The sequence below is a fragment of the Paractinoplanes bogorensis genome (assembly GCF_018829635.1).
Taxonomy (GTDB): domain Bacteria; phylum Actinomycetota; class Actinomycetes; order Mycobacteriales; family Micromonosporaceae; genus Actinoplanes; species Actinoplanes bogorensis.
Genome location: NZ_JAHKKG010000005.1, coordinates 693,270 through 709,356, shown reverse-complemented (window position 1 = coordinate 709,356; position 16,087 = coordinate 693,270). Strand labels below are relative to the sequence as shown.

Below are 16,087 nucleotides of genomic sequence, written 5' to 3'. Positions count from 1 at the left end.
CGGGTCAGAGGATGACGAACCGCGGCGGGTCGTGGCGCAGGAAGTCGTGGTGGGAGATGTCCCAGCCGTAGGCGCCGGTGCGGCCGAAGACCAGCAGGTCGCCGGCCCGGACCCGGTCGACGTGCCGTCCGCGGCACAGGACGTCGCGGGGGGTGCAGAGTTCGCCGACGGCGTCGACCGGGGTGCCGGTGGCGGCCGGGCGCGGGTAGGGGTGGGGCCAGTCGTCGACCGGCAGGACGGTGAACGGGTGGTCGTAGCCCCAGGCGGCGGGGAGCCGGAAGTGGTGGGTGCCGCCGCGCAGGACGGCGAAGGTGCGGCCGTGGGTGGTCTTCACGTCGATCACGGTGGCGGCGTACCAGCCGGCGTCGGCGGCCAGGTAGCGGCCGGGTTCGAAGATCAGGTCGACGCCGTCGGGGACGTCCACCGACCGCAGCGGGGTCAGGTCGATCGAGGTGTCGCTGAGGTAGTCGACGCCGAAGCCGCCGCCCACGTTGACGACCCGCGGGCGGATGCCGGTCGCCATGGCCCAGTCGAGGGACGAGCGGACGAAAGCCGCGTGGGCGGCGCCGTCGAGGTTGTTGGAGACGGCGTGCAGGTGGAAGCCGATGATCCGGACGCCGGGTACGGCCAGGGCGTCGCCGAGCTGGGCCTCGTCGACGCCGAAGGGGGTGGCGGTGCCGGTCATGCGGTGGCTGCCGGACAGGCCGGGGCCGCTGCGGTTGACCCGCAGCACCACCTCGGTGCCGGGGCGCAGGGCGGCGATGCGGTGCAGTTCGTGGATGCTCTCGGCGTTGATCTGGGCGCCGGCGTCGAGGGCGGCGGTGAGTTCGGCGTCGGTCTTGGCGGGGCCGCCGAAGACGATCCGGTCGGCGCCCGCCGCCCGGGCCAGGTGGAGTTCGCCGCCGGACGCGACTTCGAGGCCGTCGCATTCCTGGGCCAGCGCGGCGAGCACCTCCGGGTGGCCGTTGGCTTTCACGGCGTACAGGAGGGAAGCCTTTGAGGGCAGGTTCTGCCGGACCGTGGCGGCTCGCGTGCGCAGCTTGGCGGTGTCGTAGACGTAGGCGCAGGCGGGCCGCTCGAGCTCGAGCAGCGCCGCCATGACGTGTTCAGGCGGGCGCATGCAGCGGGTTCCGCACCGGCACGTAGATGTCGCCCGAGCCGGCCAGCCGCATCCGGACCAGGGCCTTGTGCGGCACCATGGGCGCGGTGAAGGCGGCGTGGTCGTCGCCGGTGACGTGCTCGTCGACGACCGCGCGCAGGATCCGCCAGCCCTCGTCCTCGTCGAGGCCGTGGTCGCCCAGGCGCAGCACGAGTTCGCCCAGGTGGGCCTGGAACAGCGTGTAGCCGATCTTGGCGCGGAACACGTCGAGGGTGTCGGCGGCGACGACCGAGCCGGGCCACAGGTCGATGTGGTGCCCGGCGGCGGCCAGACGCGGCTGGTGCAGTCGCAGCCCGGCGAAGTCGCGCAGGGCGAGCCGGTGCGGGCGTCCGCCGACAAAGGTGGGCAGGCAGTTCTGCAGGTGGGCTTCGAGGGCGACGCCCTGCGCGGTGAGGCGCATCAGCGGGGGGATGACCATTTCCCCGTACGCCCGCAGCCAGGCCCCCGGGTCGCCGGTGACGAGCTCGTCGAGCAGGAACGGCAGGGCGCCCCCGGGAACGGCCCGCTCGTCCGGTTCGAGGCGTCCGGCCAGGCCGTCGCGGCGGATCGCGGACAGGTCGCGGCCGGACCCGAGCGGCATGGCGGCCCCGGCCGTCTCGGCCATGAGCAGGATCCGGTCGTCGTCGACCAGTTCGTGCAGCAGCCGGGACACGGCCGGGCCGTTGCGGGTGCTGGCGATGCTGATGCTGCGCCGGGTCGAGGTGACTTGGATGTCGAGGGACACCTTGAGGTACTGGCCGGTCCCGGGCAGCAGCAGGGTGCGCAGGGCTGCGGTCGGGATCGCGGTCAGCTCGGCGTCGAGGATCTTGAGCAGGCCGGCCGCCATCATCTCGCGGTAGCGCTCGGGCAGGACGTTGTCGCGCTGCCAGGCGTGGACCGGCTGCACGGTGAACCCGGCCGGTGCCTCGAGTTCGGGGAAGACGTCGTCGCCGATCAGCAGGTCGCTGCGGACGGCGACGAAACCGAGGCGGGTGCTTTCGGCCTCCAGGTCGTGGGCCAGCACGTCGCCGGTGTCCCAGCCCAGCCGCGTACGGCCGCAGGGGTGCAGGTTGTGCCCGGCCACGGCGAGGCGTTCCAGGGCGATGGCCTGCTCGTCCGGGTCGTCGCCGGCCTTGGGGTGCGGGCGGGCCATGGCGATGGCGAGGTTCATCACCGCGTTGCGGATCTCGGCCGCGAATCCGGGCGCGTCGATCCCGTCGAGCAGGTCGACCGGGTCGTCGACGCCGGCGCTCGGGTATTCGACGCGGCCGAAGCCGTGCCGCACCCCCGGGCCCATGTCTTTGATTCCTTCCCGGACGAGGGCACCGCGCAGCCGCCGTCCGACCGTGTCGGCGGCCTCGGGCAGGGCGGCCAGGAAGCCGGGGACCAGCTCGGGGGCGTGGACGGCGAGGGCGGCCTCGGTGTGCGCGATCCGTTCCGGGCGCAGGGTCTTGTTCATGCGTGTCCCGTCATCGGGTTGTCCATCAGGGCCCATCGGTCGTCGAGCGGGTCGGCGGCCAGCCGCATCGCGGTGGTGGCCTTGATCGGGAGCGGTTCTTTCAGCAGGTACGGCACGTCCTCGGTGCCGGTGGCCCGGACGGCCCGGGTCACGATGCCCCACAGCCGGTCCGGGTCGGCATCCCGCGTGCGGGTGAACGCGGCGATCAGCTCGGCCGCCACGGTGGAGAAGGCGGCCGCGGCGAGTTTGGTGCGCAGTTCGGCCGGGTCGTCGCTGGGCAGGTCGCCGTGCAGGGGCGGCGGGTCCATCCCGGCGTCGCGGAGGCGGCGGGCGCTGACCCGGACGCCGCCCAGGTCGCGGTAGAGGATCCGGGTCGGCCGGCCCTGGTCGAGCACCACCAGAGTGTTCTGGCCGTGGGCCTCGAGCGCGACGCCGCGGGCCAGCACCCGCATGAGCGGGGCGAACAGGACGTCGGCGAGGTCGGTCATCCAGGCGTACGGGTCGTGCCCGGTCAGCAGGGGGACCGCGGCGAGCGGGACAGCGGTCTCTCCCGGCTGCAGCTGCGGGGCCTCGCGGATGACGTGGGCGAGTTGCCGGCTGGGTTCGCCGTCGACGATCACGGCGCCGGCGGCGATCTCGGTGAGGATGTCGATCGGTTCGCCGTCGGTGAGGCGTTTGAGCAGCCGGGACAGCAGCGGGCCGTTGTGCACGGCGGCGGGCGAGACGGTGCGGACGGCGCTGGTCATCTGCACGTCGACGGCGGTCTTGATGTGCGGGCCGCCGTCGGTCGGGGCGACGGTGCGCAAGGACATCAGGGGGCGTACGGGACCCGTCTCCCCGTCCGGGACGAGCCACGGGTAGGCGCCGGCGAGACGGTCGGCCTGCCACGGGTGGGCGTAGAGGATCGGGGCGGCGGTGCCGTACCAGCGGTCCTGGGGGACGCGGAGGCGGCGCAGGCGGATGACCGGGGAGTGTTCCGGCGCGTACGCGAGGACGTCGTCGACGGTCATCCCGCCGCGGGTGCGGCAGCAGGGGTGCAGCGGGTGGCCGTCGGTGACCGTCTGCTCGATCAGGCCGAGCGCGTCCGGCCCGGTCGGAAGGGTGTGGCGGGGTTTGCGGGTGCTGCGGGCCAGGGCGAGGTTGGCGACGCTGTTGTCGATCTCGGTGGCCAGGGGGACGTCGCCCCAGAGGCGGCGGGTGAGCTCGCCCGGGTCCTGGTGGCCGCCTGCGGTCAGACCGGGGCCGACCATGGCGAACGGTTGAGCGGAGTCGGCCGGATAGCTCACGGTGACCCCGGCGATCGTTGCTTCGCCCGGTCGCCGGCTGGTCAGGCCGGGGAGGGGTTCCCGGTCGAGGGCGCCGAGCAGGCGGGCCAGGACGGCCGCGCGGGCACCGGGGAGCTCGGTGTCGTAGGCCGCCAGCAGATCGGGCCGCCGGGATGCCAGTTCCGCCCGGGTCCGAAGGGGACCGGCGGTGTGCTGGGCGGGGTCAGCGGGTGGCGGCACGCGATCAATTGTCCCCACATCCCCGACAAGATCCACGCGGGGCGGCTCCGGGTGAGCGAGAACGCAGTAACCAATCTCCATCCTAGGATGCCTTACAGGTTGTGCGCCTGAACACCGGCGCACCGAGCCCTCAGATCCAAGAACCCAAAAGCAAAAGGAATCAACGACATCCCGCCTTCCATTTCGGACGGCACGGTGAGGTGAACGCGGCCCGCCGGGTCGTCTATCCGACTCGACCATCCCGACCCTCAGCCGACGGTGAGAACGGGCAGGCCGGTCAGTGCACGGGCCTGGATGTCCCGGTGGACCCGCTCCGCGTCGGCCAGCGGATAGCGGACCAGGTCGAGGTCGGCGAAGACACCGGCGCGGACGGCTCCGAACAACTCGGCCGAGGCCGCACCGACCGTCGAGGCGTTGACGTACTGCGGCGTCGATCCGCCGAGCACCTCGACGCCCCGCCGCCGCAGGTCCGTGCCGCCCTGGGGCCGGCCCGTGGCGGCGCCGATCGCGACGATCCGCCCACCGTCGCGGACCGCGCTCGTCACCTGGTCGAAGGTGGCTTGGCCGACGAGGTCGTAGGCCACGTCCACCCCGCGCGGCGCGATCGACCGGAGTTTCCCGGCGAAGTCCGGATCTCCTGACCACAGCGCGGGCGCCGGCACCCGGTCGACCTTCGAGGGTGAACCCGCCACGCCGATGACTGTCGCTCCGAGGGCTTTCGCCCAGCGGGACAGGAGCGCCCCGACCCCGCCCGAGGCGCCTTGGACGAGCACGGTCTGCGACGGCTCGAGTCGGTGCAGCGCGCGCAGGCCCATCCATGCGGTCAGTCCGCCGGCCAGGAACGCGGCCGCCTGCTCGGTGCTGATGTCGTCGGGCAGCGGGATGAGCGAGGCCGTGGCGATCAGGCGCTCCCCGGCGTACGCGCCCGGGTCGAAGAAGTATCCGGCCCGGTCACCGACAGCGAAGCCGGTCACACCGGGACCGACCGCCTCGACGACGCCGGCGCCTTCCACCCCGAGCACCGCCGGGAGCGGGAATCCGACCTCGCCGCGGCGGACCATCGTGTCGAAGAAGTTGACGCCGACGGCCTGTTGCCGCAACCGGACCTGGCCGCGGCCGGGTTCGCCCACCTCGGCCTGTTCGACGCGCAGTACCGGCGGGCCGCCGTGCTGGTGAATGCGGACGACGACGGTCATGCCGACTGGCCTCCGTCCACGTTGAGGGTGGCTCCGGTGATGTAGGACGCGTCCGGCCCGACCAGGAACGCGACCGCGCCGGCGATCTCCTCGGGTCGCCCGTAGCGACCCAGCGAGGTCAGGCCGGTCATCGCCTCGGCGGCCGGGCCCGATTCCGGGTTCATCTCGGTGTCGATGGCATGACCGTGCAGGCCGGGCTGACCTGCAGCGCCGAAGCCGAACCGATCCGCGACGAACTCGCCGGCCAACGGCGGCTCGGCATCACCTTGCTGACCGAGCGCTTCATGCGCGCAGCCCAGGAGGGTGACCTGCCCGGCCACGCCGACCCGGCGGCTCTGGCCGGTTATCTGGTCGCACTCAACCACGGCCTCTCCGTCCAGGCCGGCGGCGGCATCACCCACGCCGAACTGATGCGCTTCGTCGACCAGGCCCTCCTGCTCTGGCCCCGCAGCCCCCACGCACAAATGAGGTAAATGCCGCGACAGGCCTCGTCGGCCGGAAAACTCCGGGCGTGGTGGTGGACGTGTGGTTCAGTGAGCGCGTGCTGACCTCGGGACGTGTCGGACTGGTGGTCGTGTTGTTGCTGGTGCCGGCCGGGTGCGCGAACGACGACAAGACACCGACCCGGCAGCTCGAGGTCTGTGTGCCGGCCGGCGTCACGCATCGCGACGGTGATCGGGTGACGGTGGAGTTCCGGGATGCCGGTGAGCTGATCGCGAGCGGGTCGATCCCGGTCGGGGCCGCCTTCGGGTCGGAGGTGCCGGCGGGACACGAGATCGTGGCCACCGTCGACGGTGAAGCGGTCGGCACGTCGGGCGGGTCGGCCGACGCGCGGCTCGGGTGCTGACATATCGGTTGCGGAGTCGCGCCGGGCGGGGCAGGGTGGTCGGCGTACCTGTTGCCCAGTTGTTGGGAGTGCCTTTCTCCATGTGAGAGCGAACCGACGTCGGTAAGCGTCCTGTCGGTGTTTCGCCCCTTGGAGTGTGGCTCTTGTTGAAAGCCGTTGATCTCAGCCGTTCCCACGACGGCGATCCGCTGTTCGAGCATGTCGATCTGGTGGTGCACGACGGTGACCGGGTCGGGATCGTGGGTCCGAACGGGGCCGGGAAGTCGACGTTGCTGCGGGTGCTGGCGGGTGAGCTGACGCCGGACCGGGGCAGTGTCACGTATGGGCCGCACACGCGGATCGGGTATGTGGCGCAGCAGATGCCCGACCCGGAGGGCACGGTCGGCGCGTTTCTGACCGAGGGCCTGGGCGCGGTCGCCGAGGCCACGAGCGCCATGCGGGTGCTGGAGCGTCGTCTGGAGGCGGGCGACGACGTTCTCGGTGAGTATGCGGCGGTGCAGGAGCGGTGGACGGCGCTGGAGGGGTGGAAGGCGGAGGCGCGGATCGCGGAGATCCGGCAGCGCCTGGACATCGATCATCTGCCGGACGACCTCGCGCTGGGGAACGTGAGCGGTGGTGAGCAGGCGCGGTTGCTGCTGGCGCGGGCGTTGCTGGACGAGCCGGATGTGTTGTTGCTGGACGAGCCGACGAATCACCTGGACGCCGAGGGCATGGCCTGGTTGCAGGGCTGGCTGACCGCGTACGCGGGAGGGGTCTTGACTGTCAGCCATGATCGGGCGTTTCTCGATGCGGTGGTGACGCGGGTCCTCGAATTGGACGGCATCGACACCGAGGTGCAGGACTATCCGGGTGGTGGCTACACGGCGTACCGGGTGGAGAAGCAGCGGCGGTGGGAGCGGCTGTTGCTCGATTTTGAGGCGCAGGAGAAGGATCGCCGCCGGTGGGAGGCGGACATCGAGCGGACGAAGCAGCAGTCGATCGGGGTGGAGAAGGCCACCGGGCTCGGGGTGGCGGGTCCGCATCTGCGGCGGGTCGCCCGGTTGGTGGCGCGGAAGGCGAAGGTGCGGGAGCGGCGGTTGCGGCGGCAGATGGAGTCGGTCCGGTGGATCGCGCAGCCGAAGACGCGTCCGCCATTGACCCTGGCCTTTCCGGCTGATCAGGACGACACCGACGAGGTTGTGCTGCAGGCCCGGGGGCTCACGGTGCGGGCCGGCCGGAAAATCTTGATCAAGAGCGCTGACGTCACCGTACGGCGTGGGGACCGGATTCTGATCACGGGGCGTAATGGTGCCGGCAAGACGTCGCTGCTGAACGCCCTGGCGACGGACGACACTGCCGTGCTGCCGCAGACCACGGACGGGCTGCGCGGCAAGGCGACGGTGATGGAGTTCTTCCGGTCGCGGGTGCCGGTGTATCCCGACGACGCGGAGAAGCTGCTGCAGGGCCATCAGTTCGGGCCGGACCAGTGGGACGTGCAGGTGCGGACGTTGTCGGCCGGTGAGTTGCGCCGGCTGGTCCTGGCGGTGCTGGTGAACAGCCCGGCCCGGGTGTTGCTGCTGGACGAGCCGACGAACTTCCTGGACCTGGACGCGCTCGACGTGATCGAGGAGGCGTTGCGCCGGTATCGGGGGACGTTGCTGGTGGTGACGCATGACCGGTATTTCGCGGAGGCGGTCGGGTTCGGGCGGCGCTGGCATGTCGCGGACGGTGTCGTGATCGAAAGCTGACACGATGGGGGCATGCAGCTGGTGCCGAGGCAGGGCGGGGAACTGGCCGAGGTCGGGGCGGCCGAGCAGGTCACCGAGGTGTGGCTGGCGAACCGGCGGTTGTCCGAGCACACCCGGGCGGCGTACCGGCGGGATGTGCATGCGTGGCTGGCGTGGTGTGCGTCGGTCGAGCGGGAGCCGTTGCGGGCGTCTTTTCTGGACGTGAACGCGTACGCCCGGAATCTGGAGTCGCAGCAGCTGGCGGCGGCGACCGTGGCGCGGAAGTTGTCGGGCTTGTCGAGCTGGTACGACTTCCTGGTCAAGATCCGGGCGGTGGACGCGAATCCGGTGTCGGGGGCGGACCGGCCGTTCGTGTCGCGGGACCATTCGGCGACGGTGGGTCTGACCCCGGAGGAGGTCGACGCGCTGCTGGGCGCGGCGGCCGGGAAGGGTGAGCGGACCTGCGCGATGATGACGGTGCTGGCCGATCTGGGTCTGCGGGTCAGTGAGCTGGTCGGTCTTGATCTGGAGGATGTGGGCTGGGAGCGGGGGCATCGGACGGTCCGGTTCGTGGGGAAGGGCAGCAAGCAGCGGCGGCGGGCGTTGACCCCGGCGGCCGCGCAGGCCCTGGACACCTATCTGGCCGTACGCGGTGACCGGGAGGGCCCGCTGTTCATGACGTCGACCGGTGGGCGGGTGGATCGGCATGCGATCTTCCGGCTGATCCGGCGGCTGGCGTCGGAGGCCGGGATTGCGGCGGCGGAGCAGTTGTCGCCGCACTCGTTGCGGCACGCGTTCGCCACGGCGGCCCGGGCCGAGGGTGTGCCGCTGGAGGATGTGCAGGACGCGATGGGGCACGCCGATCCGCGGACCACCCGCCGGTATGACCGCGACCGGCACAACCTGGACCGTGATCCGGCCTACACCCTGGCTGCCGCGCGTGCCCGCCGCGCTCAGGGGTGACGGCGCCCCCTATGCTCGTCCGCGGTGTAAAGCGGATCAAAAAGGGGCGGTCGGGGTTTGAACATCTTCGAAGCGGTGCTGCTGGGCGCGGTTGAGGGCTTTACCGAGTTCCTGCCCGTGTCGAGCACCGGCCACCTGACGATCCTGGAGAAGCTGCTCGGGTATCGGATCGACGACCCGGACATCACCGCGTTCACGGTGATCATCCAGTCGGGTGCGGTGCTGGCGACGATCATTTTCCTGTGGAAGGACATCGCGCGGGTCGTGCCGGCGTTCCTGGCCGGGCTGTTCAGCAAGGAGAAGCGGGACAACCCGGATTTCCGGTTCGGGTGGGCGGTGCTGCTCGGTGCGATCCCGATCGTGATCGTGGCGCTGTTGTTCAAGGATCAGATCGAGACGACGTTGCGGAGCCTGTGGTTCGTGGCGGGTGCGCTGATCCTGTGGTCCGGGGTGATGGCGTTCGCTGATCATGCGGCCACCCAGGTCAAGCATCAGGAGGATGTGACCTGGAAGGATTCGCTGATCATCGGCACGGTGCAGTGTCTGGCGCTGATTCCCGGGGTGTCGCGGTCGGGGGCGACGATGTCGGCCGGTCTGCTGCGCGACTTCGACCGGGTGACGGTGACGAAGCTGTCGTTCTTCCTGTCGATCCCGGCGTTGCTGGGGGCGTCGGTGCTGCAGGGCTATCAGGAGGCGGGCAACATCGCCGACGGGGTGGGCTGGACGAACACCCTGGTGGCGACGGCGGTGAGCTTCGTGGTGGCGTACTTCTCGGTGAACTGGCTGCTGAAGTTCATCTCGCGGCACTCGTACAGCATCTTCATCTGGTACCGGGTGGCGCTCGGTGTGGTCCTGATGCTGCTGCTGACGTTCAACGTGATCGAACCGAAGTGACGGGCGCTCTCGCCTACGTGCGGAAGCGGTTCCCGGAGCCGGCTCCGGTGCCGGTGGTCGCGCCGATCACGGTCAGCTTCCATCCGGACCGGTTGCTGGCCGACGGCCGGACCGTGGCCGAGTGCCTGGCCGCCGAGGGGGTGTACCGAAGCCAGTTCGAGACGGGTATCTCCAACGGTGGTCTGACCGCGTACGCCGGTGGTGACCGGGACCGGTGGGAGCAGCGCATGTTCCCCGGTGTCTACACGGGTGCGGCGGGCCGGCCGGTCTACGGCGGGCTGAACCTGGCCGGTTACCCCGACGGTGCCTCGCCGCGTTTCGGCAGCTGTCATCTGGTGCTGGCGCCGTCGGTGCTGGCCCGGGCCACGTTCAGTCACGGCGACTCGTTCACCGAGCCGTCGGTGTTCGGCACGGCGGACACGTTCGGTGCGGTGTGGGCGTCGCTGCTGGACGAGGTGGCCCGCACCGGCCGGGCCTTGAATCTGCCGGCGGCGTCGCCCGCGGAGTGGGTGGCGGCGCTGGGTGCGGCGCGTCCGGCGGCCGGGCGGGCGATGGACCACTACGTGGAGGCCCAGGTCCACGGTGGGCTGACGCTGGGCGAGCATGTCACGGCCGTGGTGGCCGACCCTTCCTTCTCCCGTACGCCGGTGGAGGCGCACCTGCGTTCCCTGGCCCCCGGGTTCCGGTGGTCGCCCGGTTTCGAACTGCCCGTGGACGGGTTCCCGGCCGACCTGAAGGGCCCGGAGATCCCGCCGCTGGTCCGCGCCCTGTCGTCGCACTACGGCCGTGACGTGATCGACGCCGCCCTGGTCGGCCGGGCCACCCACGAGCCGGCCACGTGGTCGTCGTTCGGCACCCCGGCCGAGGTGCTGCAACTGCTCAAGTACGTCTGGCACATCCTGGTCCTGTGCGGCACCCCGGCCGCCGCGTGACTGGGCGACGGCCCGCACGCTGCTGACTGTCACGAATTGATCGTCCCGGTCGTCCCTGGTGGCATGTATGTCACTGTCACGGTCATCGCGGCCGTCTTCACCGGGTTCGCCGCCGTCGTCTATCTGTCCGGGCACGAGTATCCGAAGGCGCAGGCCGACATCAAGCGGATCCCGCGGCGGTGGGTGCCGGTGCTCGGGTCGCTGCTGGCCGCGGGCACGGTCGGGCTGGTCGCCGGGTTCGCCGTGCCGTGGCTGGGGGTGCTGGCGGCGGGTGGGCTGGTGCTGTATTTCTGCGGGGCGCTGGTCGCGCATCTGCGGGTCGGGTCGCGCAACCTGGCCGGGTGGGCGATCTTCTTCGTCACCGAGATCGCCGCCCTGATCACCGGGGTGCTGCACCTGTAACGTTCCTTTCATGATCGAGAGGCTGGCGTGGGTGTCCGCGCGGGCGGCGCTGGGCCGTGACGAGGACGAGGAGTTCGCGCTGCCCGCCCTGCGCGCGGCCGGGGCGACCGTCGACGTGGTCGCGTGGGACGACCCGGACGTGGTGTGGGACGGCTACGACCGGGCGGTGCTGCGGTCGACGTGGGACTACCCGGAGCGCCTGGGTGAGTTCGTGGGCTGGCTGGACCGGACGGCCGCGGTGACCGACCTGCGTAATCCGGTGCCGATGGTGCGGTGGAGTCTCGACAAGCACTATCTGATCGACCTGGCCGCGGCGGGGGTGCCGGTCACGCCGACCGATTTCGTCGAGCCCGGTCAGGAGGCGGAGTTCCCGGACGGGGAGTTCGTGGTGAAGCCGGCGGTCGGGGCGGGCAGCCGCGACGCCGCCTCCTACGGGCCGGGCGACCGGGCGGCGGCCACCGCGCACATCCGGCGCCTCGGCGCGAGTGTGCTGGTGCAGCCGTTGCTGAAGTCGGTCGCGTCCGACGGGGAATGGCCGCTGGTGTTCCTGGCCGGGCGGTACAGTCACGCCGCGAGCAAGCGGGTCGCGCTGCCCCGGGCCGGGCTGGTCGAGGACCTTTTCGCCGAGGAGACCACTGCGGAGTACGAGGCCGATCCACGCCAGATCGCCGTGGCCCAGCGGGCGGTCGATGTGGTGACGGGCCGGTTCGGGGTGCCGCTGTACGCCCGTATCGACCTGGTCCGCGACGACGACGGCCGGCCGTGCGTGCTGGAGGTCGAACTGGTCGAGCCGTCGCTGTTCCTGCCCCGGGCCCCGGCCGCGGCGACCGACCGGCTGGTGGCGGCCCTGCTCGACACGTGATCCGAGAAAGTTGCCGTCCGGCAATCAATTCGGGATACTGGCCGCCGCCGAGGGGGTGAGGACAGGTGTCGGAGATCGATGCGGGGTGGGCGGGCACGCTGCACCGCCTGTGGAGCGCCGCCGTGGCCATCAGCTCCCGCGAGCAGCTGGCCGACCTGGTACTCCCACCGTTGCAGCGGTTGCCGGGCGTGTGCGCGGTGTGGGGGCTGCGTCATGCCGTACGGGGAACCGCTGTTGTCGCCTATCGATGGCGGGGGCTGCCGCTGACCGGGGAACGGCAGGCTCTCGCCGCGGCCCTGGCTCCCGCCGAGGCCGGTCCGGTGCGGGTCCTCGACCCGGGTGACGAGCTGCGTGACCTCGGGATCACCGCGGTGGTGGCGGTCCGGTTCGACCAGCCCGGCACGGCCGGCGGTTCGTTCCTGCTCGCCGTCGACGACACCGCCGACCTGAGCTTCGTCAGCGACTGCCTGGCCCAGGTGGCCGGGGTGACCCGGGAGGCGATCCGCCGGCTGTCCGGGGTCCGCGACGAACAGCAGCAGCAGATCCGCGACGCGCTGCTGGCCGAGGCGTCGCTGCAGATGGACGCGGTGCTCGACACCGAACAGACCATGTACCGGGTGCCGCGGATGGCCGTCCCGGCGATCGCCGAGGGCTGCCTGGTGTTCGTCTACGCCGACGGCAAACCGCAGCTGCGCAGCGCCGTGCACGTCGACATGCGCCGCCTGGACGCGATGCTGCGCGATCCCGGGGCGGTCGAGCGGCTGGCCACCCCGGGTGAGCACGCCCAGGAGCTGCGGGCCCGGGGCCGGGTCATCGGGCTGCTGGTGTTCCTGTTCGACCGCGACCCCGAACGGATCCCGCCGGCCGCGTTCCTGCGCGACCTGGCCGCCCGGGCCGCCCTGGCCATCGACAACAGCACCCTCTACGAGCAGCGCCGGCAGGAGGTCGTGCGGATGCAGCAGCACCTGCTGCCGACCCGGCTGCCCGGCGTCGACGGGCTGCGGCTGGCCGCGTCCTACACGGTCGGCGACCGGGTCCTGGAGGTCGGCGGCGACTTCTACGACGTCGTGGTCCGCGACAACGGCGAGGTGGCGGCGCTGATCGGCGACGTGTGCGGGCGCGGGGTGGACGCGGCCGCGCTGACCGGGATGGCCCGGCACAGCCTGGCCGCCCTGCTGCAGGAGGGCCTGTCACCGCTGCGCGCGCTGACCCGGCTCAACGCGCGGCTGCACCTGGACGGGTCGTGGCGGTTCATCACGGCCGGGGTGGCCCTGATCAGCGCCGACCGGCGGACCGTGGAGTGGACGTCGGCCGGGCACCCGGCGCCGGTGCTGATGCGGGCGGGCGGCCCCGCCGGGCGGGCCGGTGGGGGAGGCGTACCGCTGGGGGTCCTGGAAGTGCCGAAGCTGAAACCGACCACCCTCGAGCTGGGCGCCGGGGACACGCTGCTGATGTTCACCGACGGGCTCACCGAGAGCCGCGACCCGGACGGGCGGATGTTCGAGGACGCCGCCCTCGGCCAGGCCCTCGACCGGCTGCGTGACGCCGGCCCGCAGGCCCTGGTCGACGACCTGAGCCGGTCCGCCGCCGCGACCGACGACATCGCCCTGCTGGCCGTGCGGCGCGACGATGAGTGACGACCTGGTCCTCGTGGTCGAGGACTCCGACTCCGACATCGAGGCGATCGCCCGGGCCATCGGCCGCTCGCATCCCGACGTGCGGCTGGAGTTCCTGCGTTCCGGCACCGGCGTCCTCGACCGGCTCACCGCCGACGGCGCCGAACGGCCCGGCCTCGTCCTGCTCGACCTGAACATGCCCGGCGAGGGCGGCCTCGACGTGGTGCGCCAGGTGCGGGCCCGGCCCGACCTGGGCGGGCTGCGGCTGGTCGTGTTCACCTCATCGGAGGACCAGGCCGAGGCCGACGCCTGCTACGCGGCCGGCGCCGACAGCTACATCTACAAGCCGATCAACTTCGCGTTGTTCCAGAGCGTGCTGAGCCGGACCCTGGACTACTGGAGGTCACGGGAGCCGAACGTGACCCACACGGTGGTGCCGCCGCCGGGGGACTCGTCGGCCCAGGCCTGACCGCCGTGGCGTTCGGCGATGCGCCGCACGATCGCCAGGCCGGCCCCGGACCCGTCGCGGGCGGCCTCCGGGTGCAGCCGGCGGAACAGCTGGAACGCCTGTTCACGCAGGTGGCCGGGCATGCCGATGCCGTCGTCGCGGACGAACAGGGCGTGGTGCTCCAAGCCGACGACGACGTGCCCACCGCCCGGCCGGGCGTACTTGGCCGCGTTGACCAGCAGATTCACGAGCACCTGGTCGAGCAGCACGGGGTCGGCGTCCAACCCGCCCGACAGGTCAGACATGTCCAGGACGACCTGCGCGTCGGCCAGCCTCGGCCCGGCGATCTCCAGCGCCCGGGCCACCGCGTCGCGCAACGGGATCGACGACCGGTCGAGCTCGGTGCGGCCCAGCCGCGCGTAGTACAGCAGGGCGTTGAGCAGCTCGTCCATCCGGGTGGCGAGCCGCTGGATCGATTCCAGCCGCCGTACGGTGGTCGCGTCCAGGCCGGCCGCGGCGTCCTCGATGATGAACGTGGACGTGTTCGCGATCCCGCGCAGCGGTTCCTTCAGGTCGTGGGCGGCGGCGTGGGCGAACGAGTCCAGGTCGACGTTGAGCAGGGCCAGCCGGCGGGCCTGGGCGATCGCCACCCCCATGACGGCCCGGCCCAGTTCGACCGCCATGGCCAGGTCGGTGGTGGTCCACGGGGTGCTGCGGCCCCGCACCGAAGCCAGGAACACCGCGGTGGAGCCGCGCGGGGTGAGGCGCCGGCCGTGCGGGCCGAGCATCACCGGCGTCCGGGGGTCGGCGGCCCAGCGGCGCGGCACGGTGCGTTCGCGGCGCAGCCAGACGATGCAGTCGCCGCCGGTGCCGAACGGCAGCACCAGGGCCCCGGCGAACTCGCCGTCACCCACGGCGTCGCTGTGCCACACCTCGCCGGGCGGGGGCACCTCGACCGCGGCCAGCACCGGGGCGGCCGCGGCGGGGTCGATGCCGTGCGCGGACAGGGTGCCGTCGGTGCGCACGACCACGGCGTCGCAGTCGATGACCTTCTCCAGGCCGGCCGGGTTCTGCGACCACCGTACGGGAAGATCGGTGGAGTACCGCTCGAGCAGCCGTGCGATGACCTCCCGCGAGCGTTCCCGGGCGGCCGCCTCGTCGCGCTCGCGCAGGGCGGCCAGGTGCAGCGACAGGGCGACGCCGAAGAACTCGCAGGCGGCCCGGGTCTGCGGGCTCAGCGCCTTGGCGTGGCGGCCGTGGCAGGCGATCAGCCCCCACAGCCGGCCGCCGTCGAGCAGCGACACCGACATCGACGAGGTGACCTCGATGTTGCGCAGATATTCCAGGTGGAACTCGGAGACCGTGCGCAGCACCGACAGGGACAGGTCGAGCGGTTCCCCGGTCTCCGGCAGGGTCTGCGGGTCGAGCCGGGCGGTGGTGTCGTCGACGTCGGCGATGACCCGGATCCAGTTGCGTTCGTACAGGCGGCGGGCCTGCGGGGGCACGTCGGTGGCCGGGAACCACAGGCCGAGCCACGGTTCCCAGTCGTCGACGACCTCCTCGGCGATCACCTCGCCGGGCCCGTCGGCCGATTCGAACCGGTAGGCGACGACCCGGTCGTAGCCGGTGATCTCGCGGATCTCCCGGACGGCGGCCTGGCAGGCCTGCACGACGGTGCCGGCCCGTTGCAGCCGGGTCAGGGCCGAGCGGACCGGGGCGTACAGGGTGCCGAACTCCGGGGTGTCGGGGGCCGGTTCGAACTCGAGCACGAGGTGGCCGTCGGAGCGGTGCACGGTGACGTCGAAACGGCGGGCGCCCAGCTCCAGGGGCATCATCGCGGTCTGCCCGGTGTCGGCGTCAGCGAGGGACCACAGGGTGTCGCGTTGCCCGGCGGTCAGGAACGAGTCGTCGTCCGGGACGTCGATGCCCAGCACCTCGGCCGCGTTGCCGCTGGCCACCGTGACCTTGCCGTCGCGGACGGCGAGCAGCGCCCCGTACGACTGGACGCCGCCGAGCCGGTGGATGGGTTCCCGGACGCAGGCGGTCAGGTCGAAGGTGGTGCCGACCTCGCGTTCGGCGGCGGCGACACGTTCCGGCAGCCATTCCGTCATGATCCGAC

The 16,087-nt window shown here is 71.9% G+C and carries 16 protein-coding genes; 10 read left to right on the top strand and 6 right to left on the bottom strand.

All coding sequences use genetic code 11. From position 1 onward, the window contains the following. Positions 1-4: 4 nt before the first annotated feature. From KOI35_RS18790 to KOI35_RS18770, 5 genes are all read right to left on the bottom strand, one after another. The gene (locus KOI35_RS18790) at positions 5-1,120 is read right to left on the bottom strand and encodes an alanine racemase (protein ID WP_215788750.1); all 1,116 of its coding nucleotides are present in this window, start codon (positions 1,118-1,120) and stop codon (positions 5-7) included. After that, complete coding sequence (locus tag KOI35_RS18785) at positions 1,107-2,597, bottom strand: IucA/IucC family protein (protein WP_215788749.1); 1,491 nt, start codon at positions 2,595-2,597, stop codon at positions 1,107-1,109. Before KOI35_RS18785 ends, KOI35_RS18790 begins: the two co-directional genes overlap by 14 nt. Then, complete coding sequence (locus KOI35_RS18780; RefSeq protein ID WP_308121061.1) at positions 2,594-4,102, bottom strand: IucA/IucC family protein; 1,509 nt, start codon at positions 4,100-4,102, stop codon at positions 2,594-2,596. Before KOI35_RS18780 ends, KOI35_RS18785 begins: the two co-directional genes overlap by 4 nt. 248 nt (positions 4,103-4,350) lie before the next feature. Further along, positions 4,351-5,298 (bottom strand): zinc-binding dehydrogenase, encoded by a 948-nt coding sequence (locus tag KOI35_RS18775; RefSeq protein WP_215788747.1) that lies wholly within the window; start codon positions 5,296-5,298, stop codon positions 4,351-4,353. After that, complete coding sequence (locus KOI35_RS18770; protein ID WP_215788746.1) at positions 5,295-5,462, bottom strand: SDR family oxidoreductase; 168 nt, start codon at positions 5,460-5,462, stop codon at positions 5,295-5,297. The genes KOI35_RS18775 and KOI35_RS18770 overlap by 4 nt, the downstream gene beginning before the upstream one ends. Before the next feature lie 15 nt (positions 5,463-5,477). Here KOI35_RS18770 and KOI35_RS18765 point away from each other — a divergent pair, with 15 nt between their 5' ends. The 10 genes from KOI35_RS18765 to KOI35_RS18720 all read left to right on the top strand — a co-directional run bounded on the left by KOI35_RS18765 (position 5,478) and on the right by KOI35_RS18720 (position 13,989). After that, the gene (locus KOI35_RS18765; protein WP_215788745.1) at positions 5,478-5,771 is read left to right on the top strand and encodes a hypothetical protein; all 294 of its coding nucleotides are present in this window, start codon (positions 5,478-5,480) and stop codon (positions 5,769-5,771) included. 38 nt (positions 5,772-5,809) lie between these two features. Next, positions 5,810-6,145, top strand: a complete 336-nt coding sequence (locus KOI35_RS18760) for a hypothetical protein (protein ID WP_215788744.1) — start codon at positions 5,810-5,812, stop codon at positions 6,143-6,145. 146 nt (positions 6,146-6,291) lie between these two features. Further along, positions 6,292-7,872 (top strand): ABC-F family ATP-binding cassette domain-containing protein, encoded by a 1,581-nt coding sequence (locus KOI35_RS18755; RefSeq protein WP_246613273.1) that lies wholly within the window; start codon positions 6,292-6,294, stop codon positions 7,870-7,872. A gap of 12 nt (positions 7,873-7,884) precedes the next feature. Beyond that, a complete protein-coding gene (locus KOI35_RS18750) occupies positions 7,885-8,814 on the top strand; it encodes a tyrosine-type recombinase/integrase (RefSeq protein ID WP_215788742.1) in 930 nt (309 codons plus the stop codon). A 57-nt stretch (positions 8,815-8,871) separates the two neighbouring features. After that, positions 8,872-9,708 (top strand): undecaprenyl-diphosphate phosphatase, encoded by an 837-nt coding sequence (locus tag KOI35_RS18745; protein ID WP_215788741.1) that lies wholly within the window; start codon positions 8,872-8,874, stop codon positions 9,706-9,708. Then, a complete protein-coding gene (locus KOI35_RS18740) occupies positions 9,705-10,640 on the top strand; it encodes a DUF3626 domain-containing protein (protein WP_215788740.1) in 936 nt (311 codons plus the stop codon). Before KOI35_RS18745 ends, KOI35_RS18740 begins: the two co-directional genes overlap by 4 nt. Positions 10,641-10,703: 63 nt before the next feature. After that, a complete protein-coding gene (locus KOI35_RS18735; RefSeq protein WP_215788739.1) occupies positions 10,704-11,042 on the top strand; it encodes a DoxX family protein in 339 nt (112 codons plus the stop codon). 10 nt (positions 11,043-11,052) lie between these two features. Further along, on the top strand, positions 11,053-11,904 hold the full coding sequence (locus KOI35_RS18730) for an ATP-grasp domain-containing protein (protein ID WP_215788738.1): 852 nt from the start codon (positions 11,053-11,055) through the stop codon (positions 11,902-11,904). A 65-nt stretch (positions 11,905-11,969) separates the two neighbouring features. Continuing rightward, complete coding sequence (locus KOI35_RS48965; protein ID WP_215788737.1) at positions 11,970-13,541, top strand: PP2C family protein-serine/threonine phosphatase; 1,572 nt, start codon at positions 11,970-11,972, stop codon at positions 13,539-13,541. Continuing rightward, entirely contained in the window at positions 13,534-13,989 is a 456-nt protein-coding gene (locus KOI35_RS18720) for a response regulator (protein ID WP_215788736.1), read from the top strand. Before KOI35_RS48965 ends, KOI35_RS18720 begins: the two co-directional genes overlap by 8 nt. Here KOI35_RS18720 and KOI35_RS18715 read toward each other — a convergent pair. Continuing rightward, complete coding sequence (locus KOI35_RS18715; RefSeq protein WP_215788735.1) at positions 13,914-16,079, bottom strand: ATP-binding protein; 2,166 nt, start codon at positions 16,077-16,079, stop codon at positions 13,914-13,916. The two genes, KOI35_RS18720 and KOI35_RS18715, sit on opposite strands and share 76 nt — an antisense overlap. Positions 16,080-16,087: the final 8 nt, after the last annotated feature.

Coding starts and splice junctions, on each gene's coding strand:
- KOI35_RS18790 (WP_215788750.1), bottom strand. CDS start 1,120: ATGCGCCCGCCTGAACACGTCATGGCGGCGCTGCTCGAGCTCGAGCGG.
- KOI35_RS18785 (WP_215788749.1), bottom strand. CDS start 2,597: ATGAACAAGACCCTGCGCCCGGAACGGATCGCGCACACCGAGGCCGCC.
- KOI35_RS18775 (WP_215788747.1), bottom strand. CDS start 5,298: ATGACCGTCGTCGTCCGCATTCACCAGCACGGCGGCCCGCCGGTACTG.
- KOI35_RS18770 (WP_215788746.1), bottom strand. CDS start 5,462: ATGAACCCGGAATCGGGCCCGGCCGCCGAGGCGATGACCGGCCTGACC.
- KOI35_RS18765 (WP_215788745.1), top strand. CDS start 5,478: ATGACCGTGCAGGCCGGGCTGACCTGCAGCGCCGAAGCCGAACCGATC.
- KOI35_RS18750 (WP_215788742.1), top strand. CDS start 7,885: ATGCAGCTGGTGCCGAGGCAGGGCGGGGAACTGGCCGAGGTCGGGGCG.
- KOI35_RS18735 (WP_215788739.1), top strand. CDS start 10,704: ATGTATGTCACTGTCACGGTCATCGCGGCCGTCTTCACCGGGTTCGCC.
- KOI35_RS18730 (WP_215788738.1), top strand. CDS start 11,053: ATGATCGAGAGGCTGGCGTGGGTGTCCGCGCGGGCGGCGCTGGGCCGT.
- KOI35_RS18720 (WP_215788736.1), top strand. CDS start 13,534: ATGAGTGACGACCTGGTCCTCGTGGTCGAGGACTCCGACTCCGACATC.
- KOI35_RS18715 (WP_215788735.1), bottom strand. CDS start 16,079: ATGACGGAATGGCTGCCGGAACGTGTCGCCGCCGCCGAACGCGAGGTC.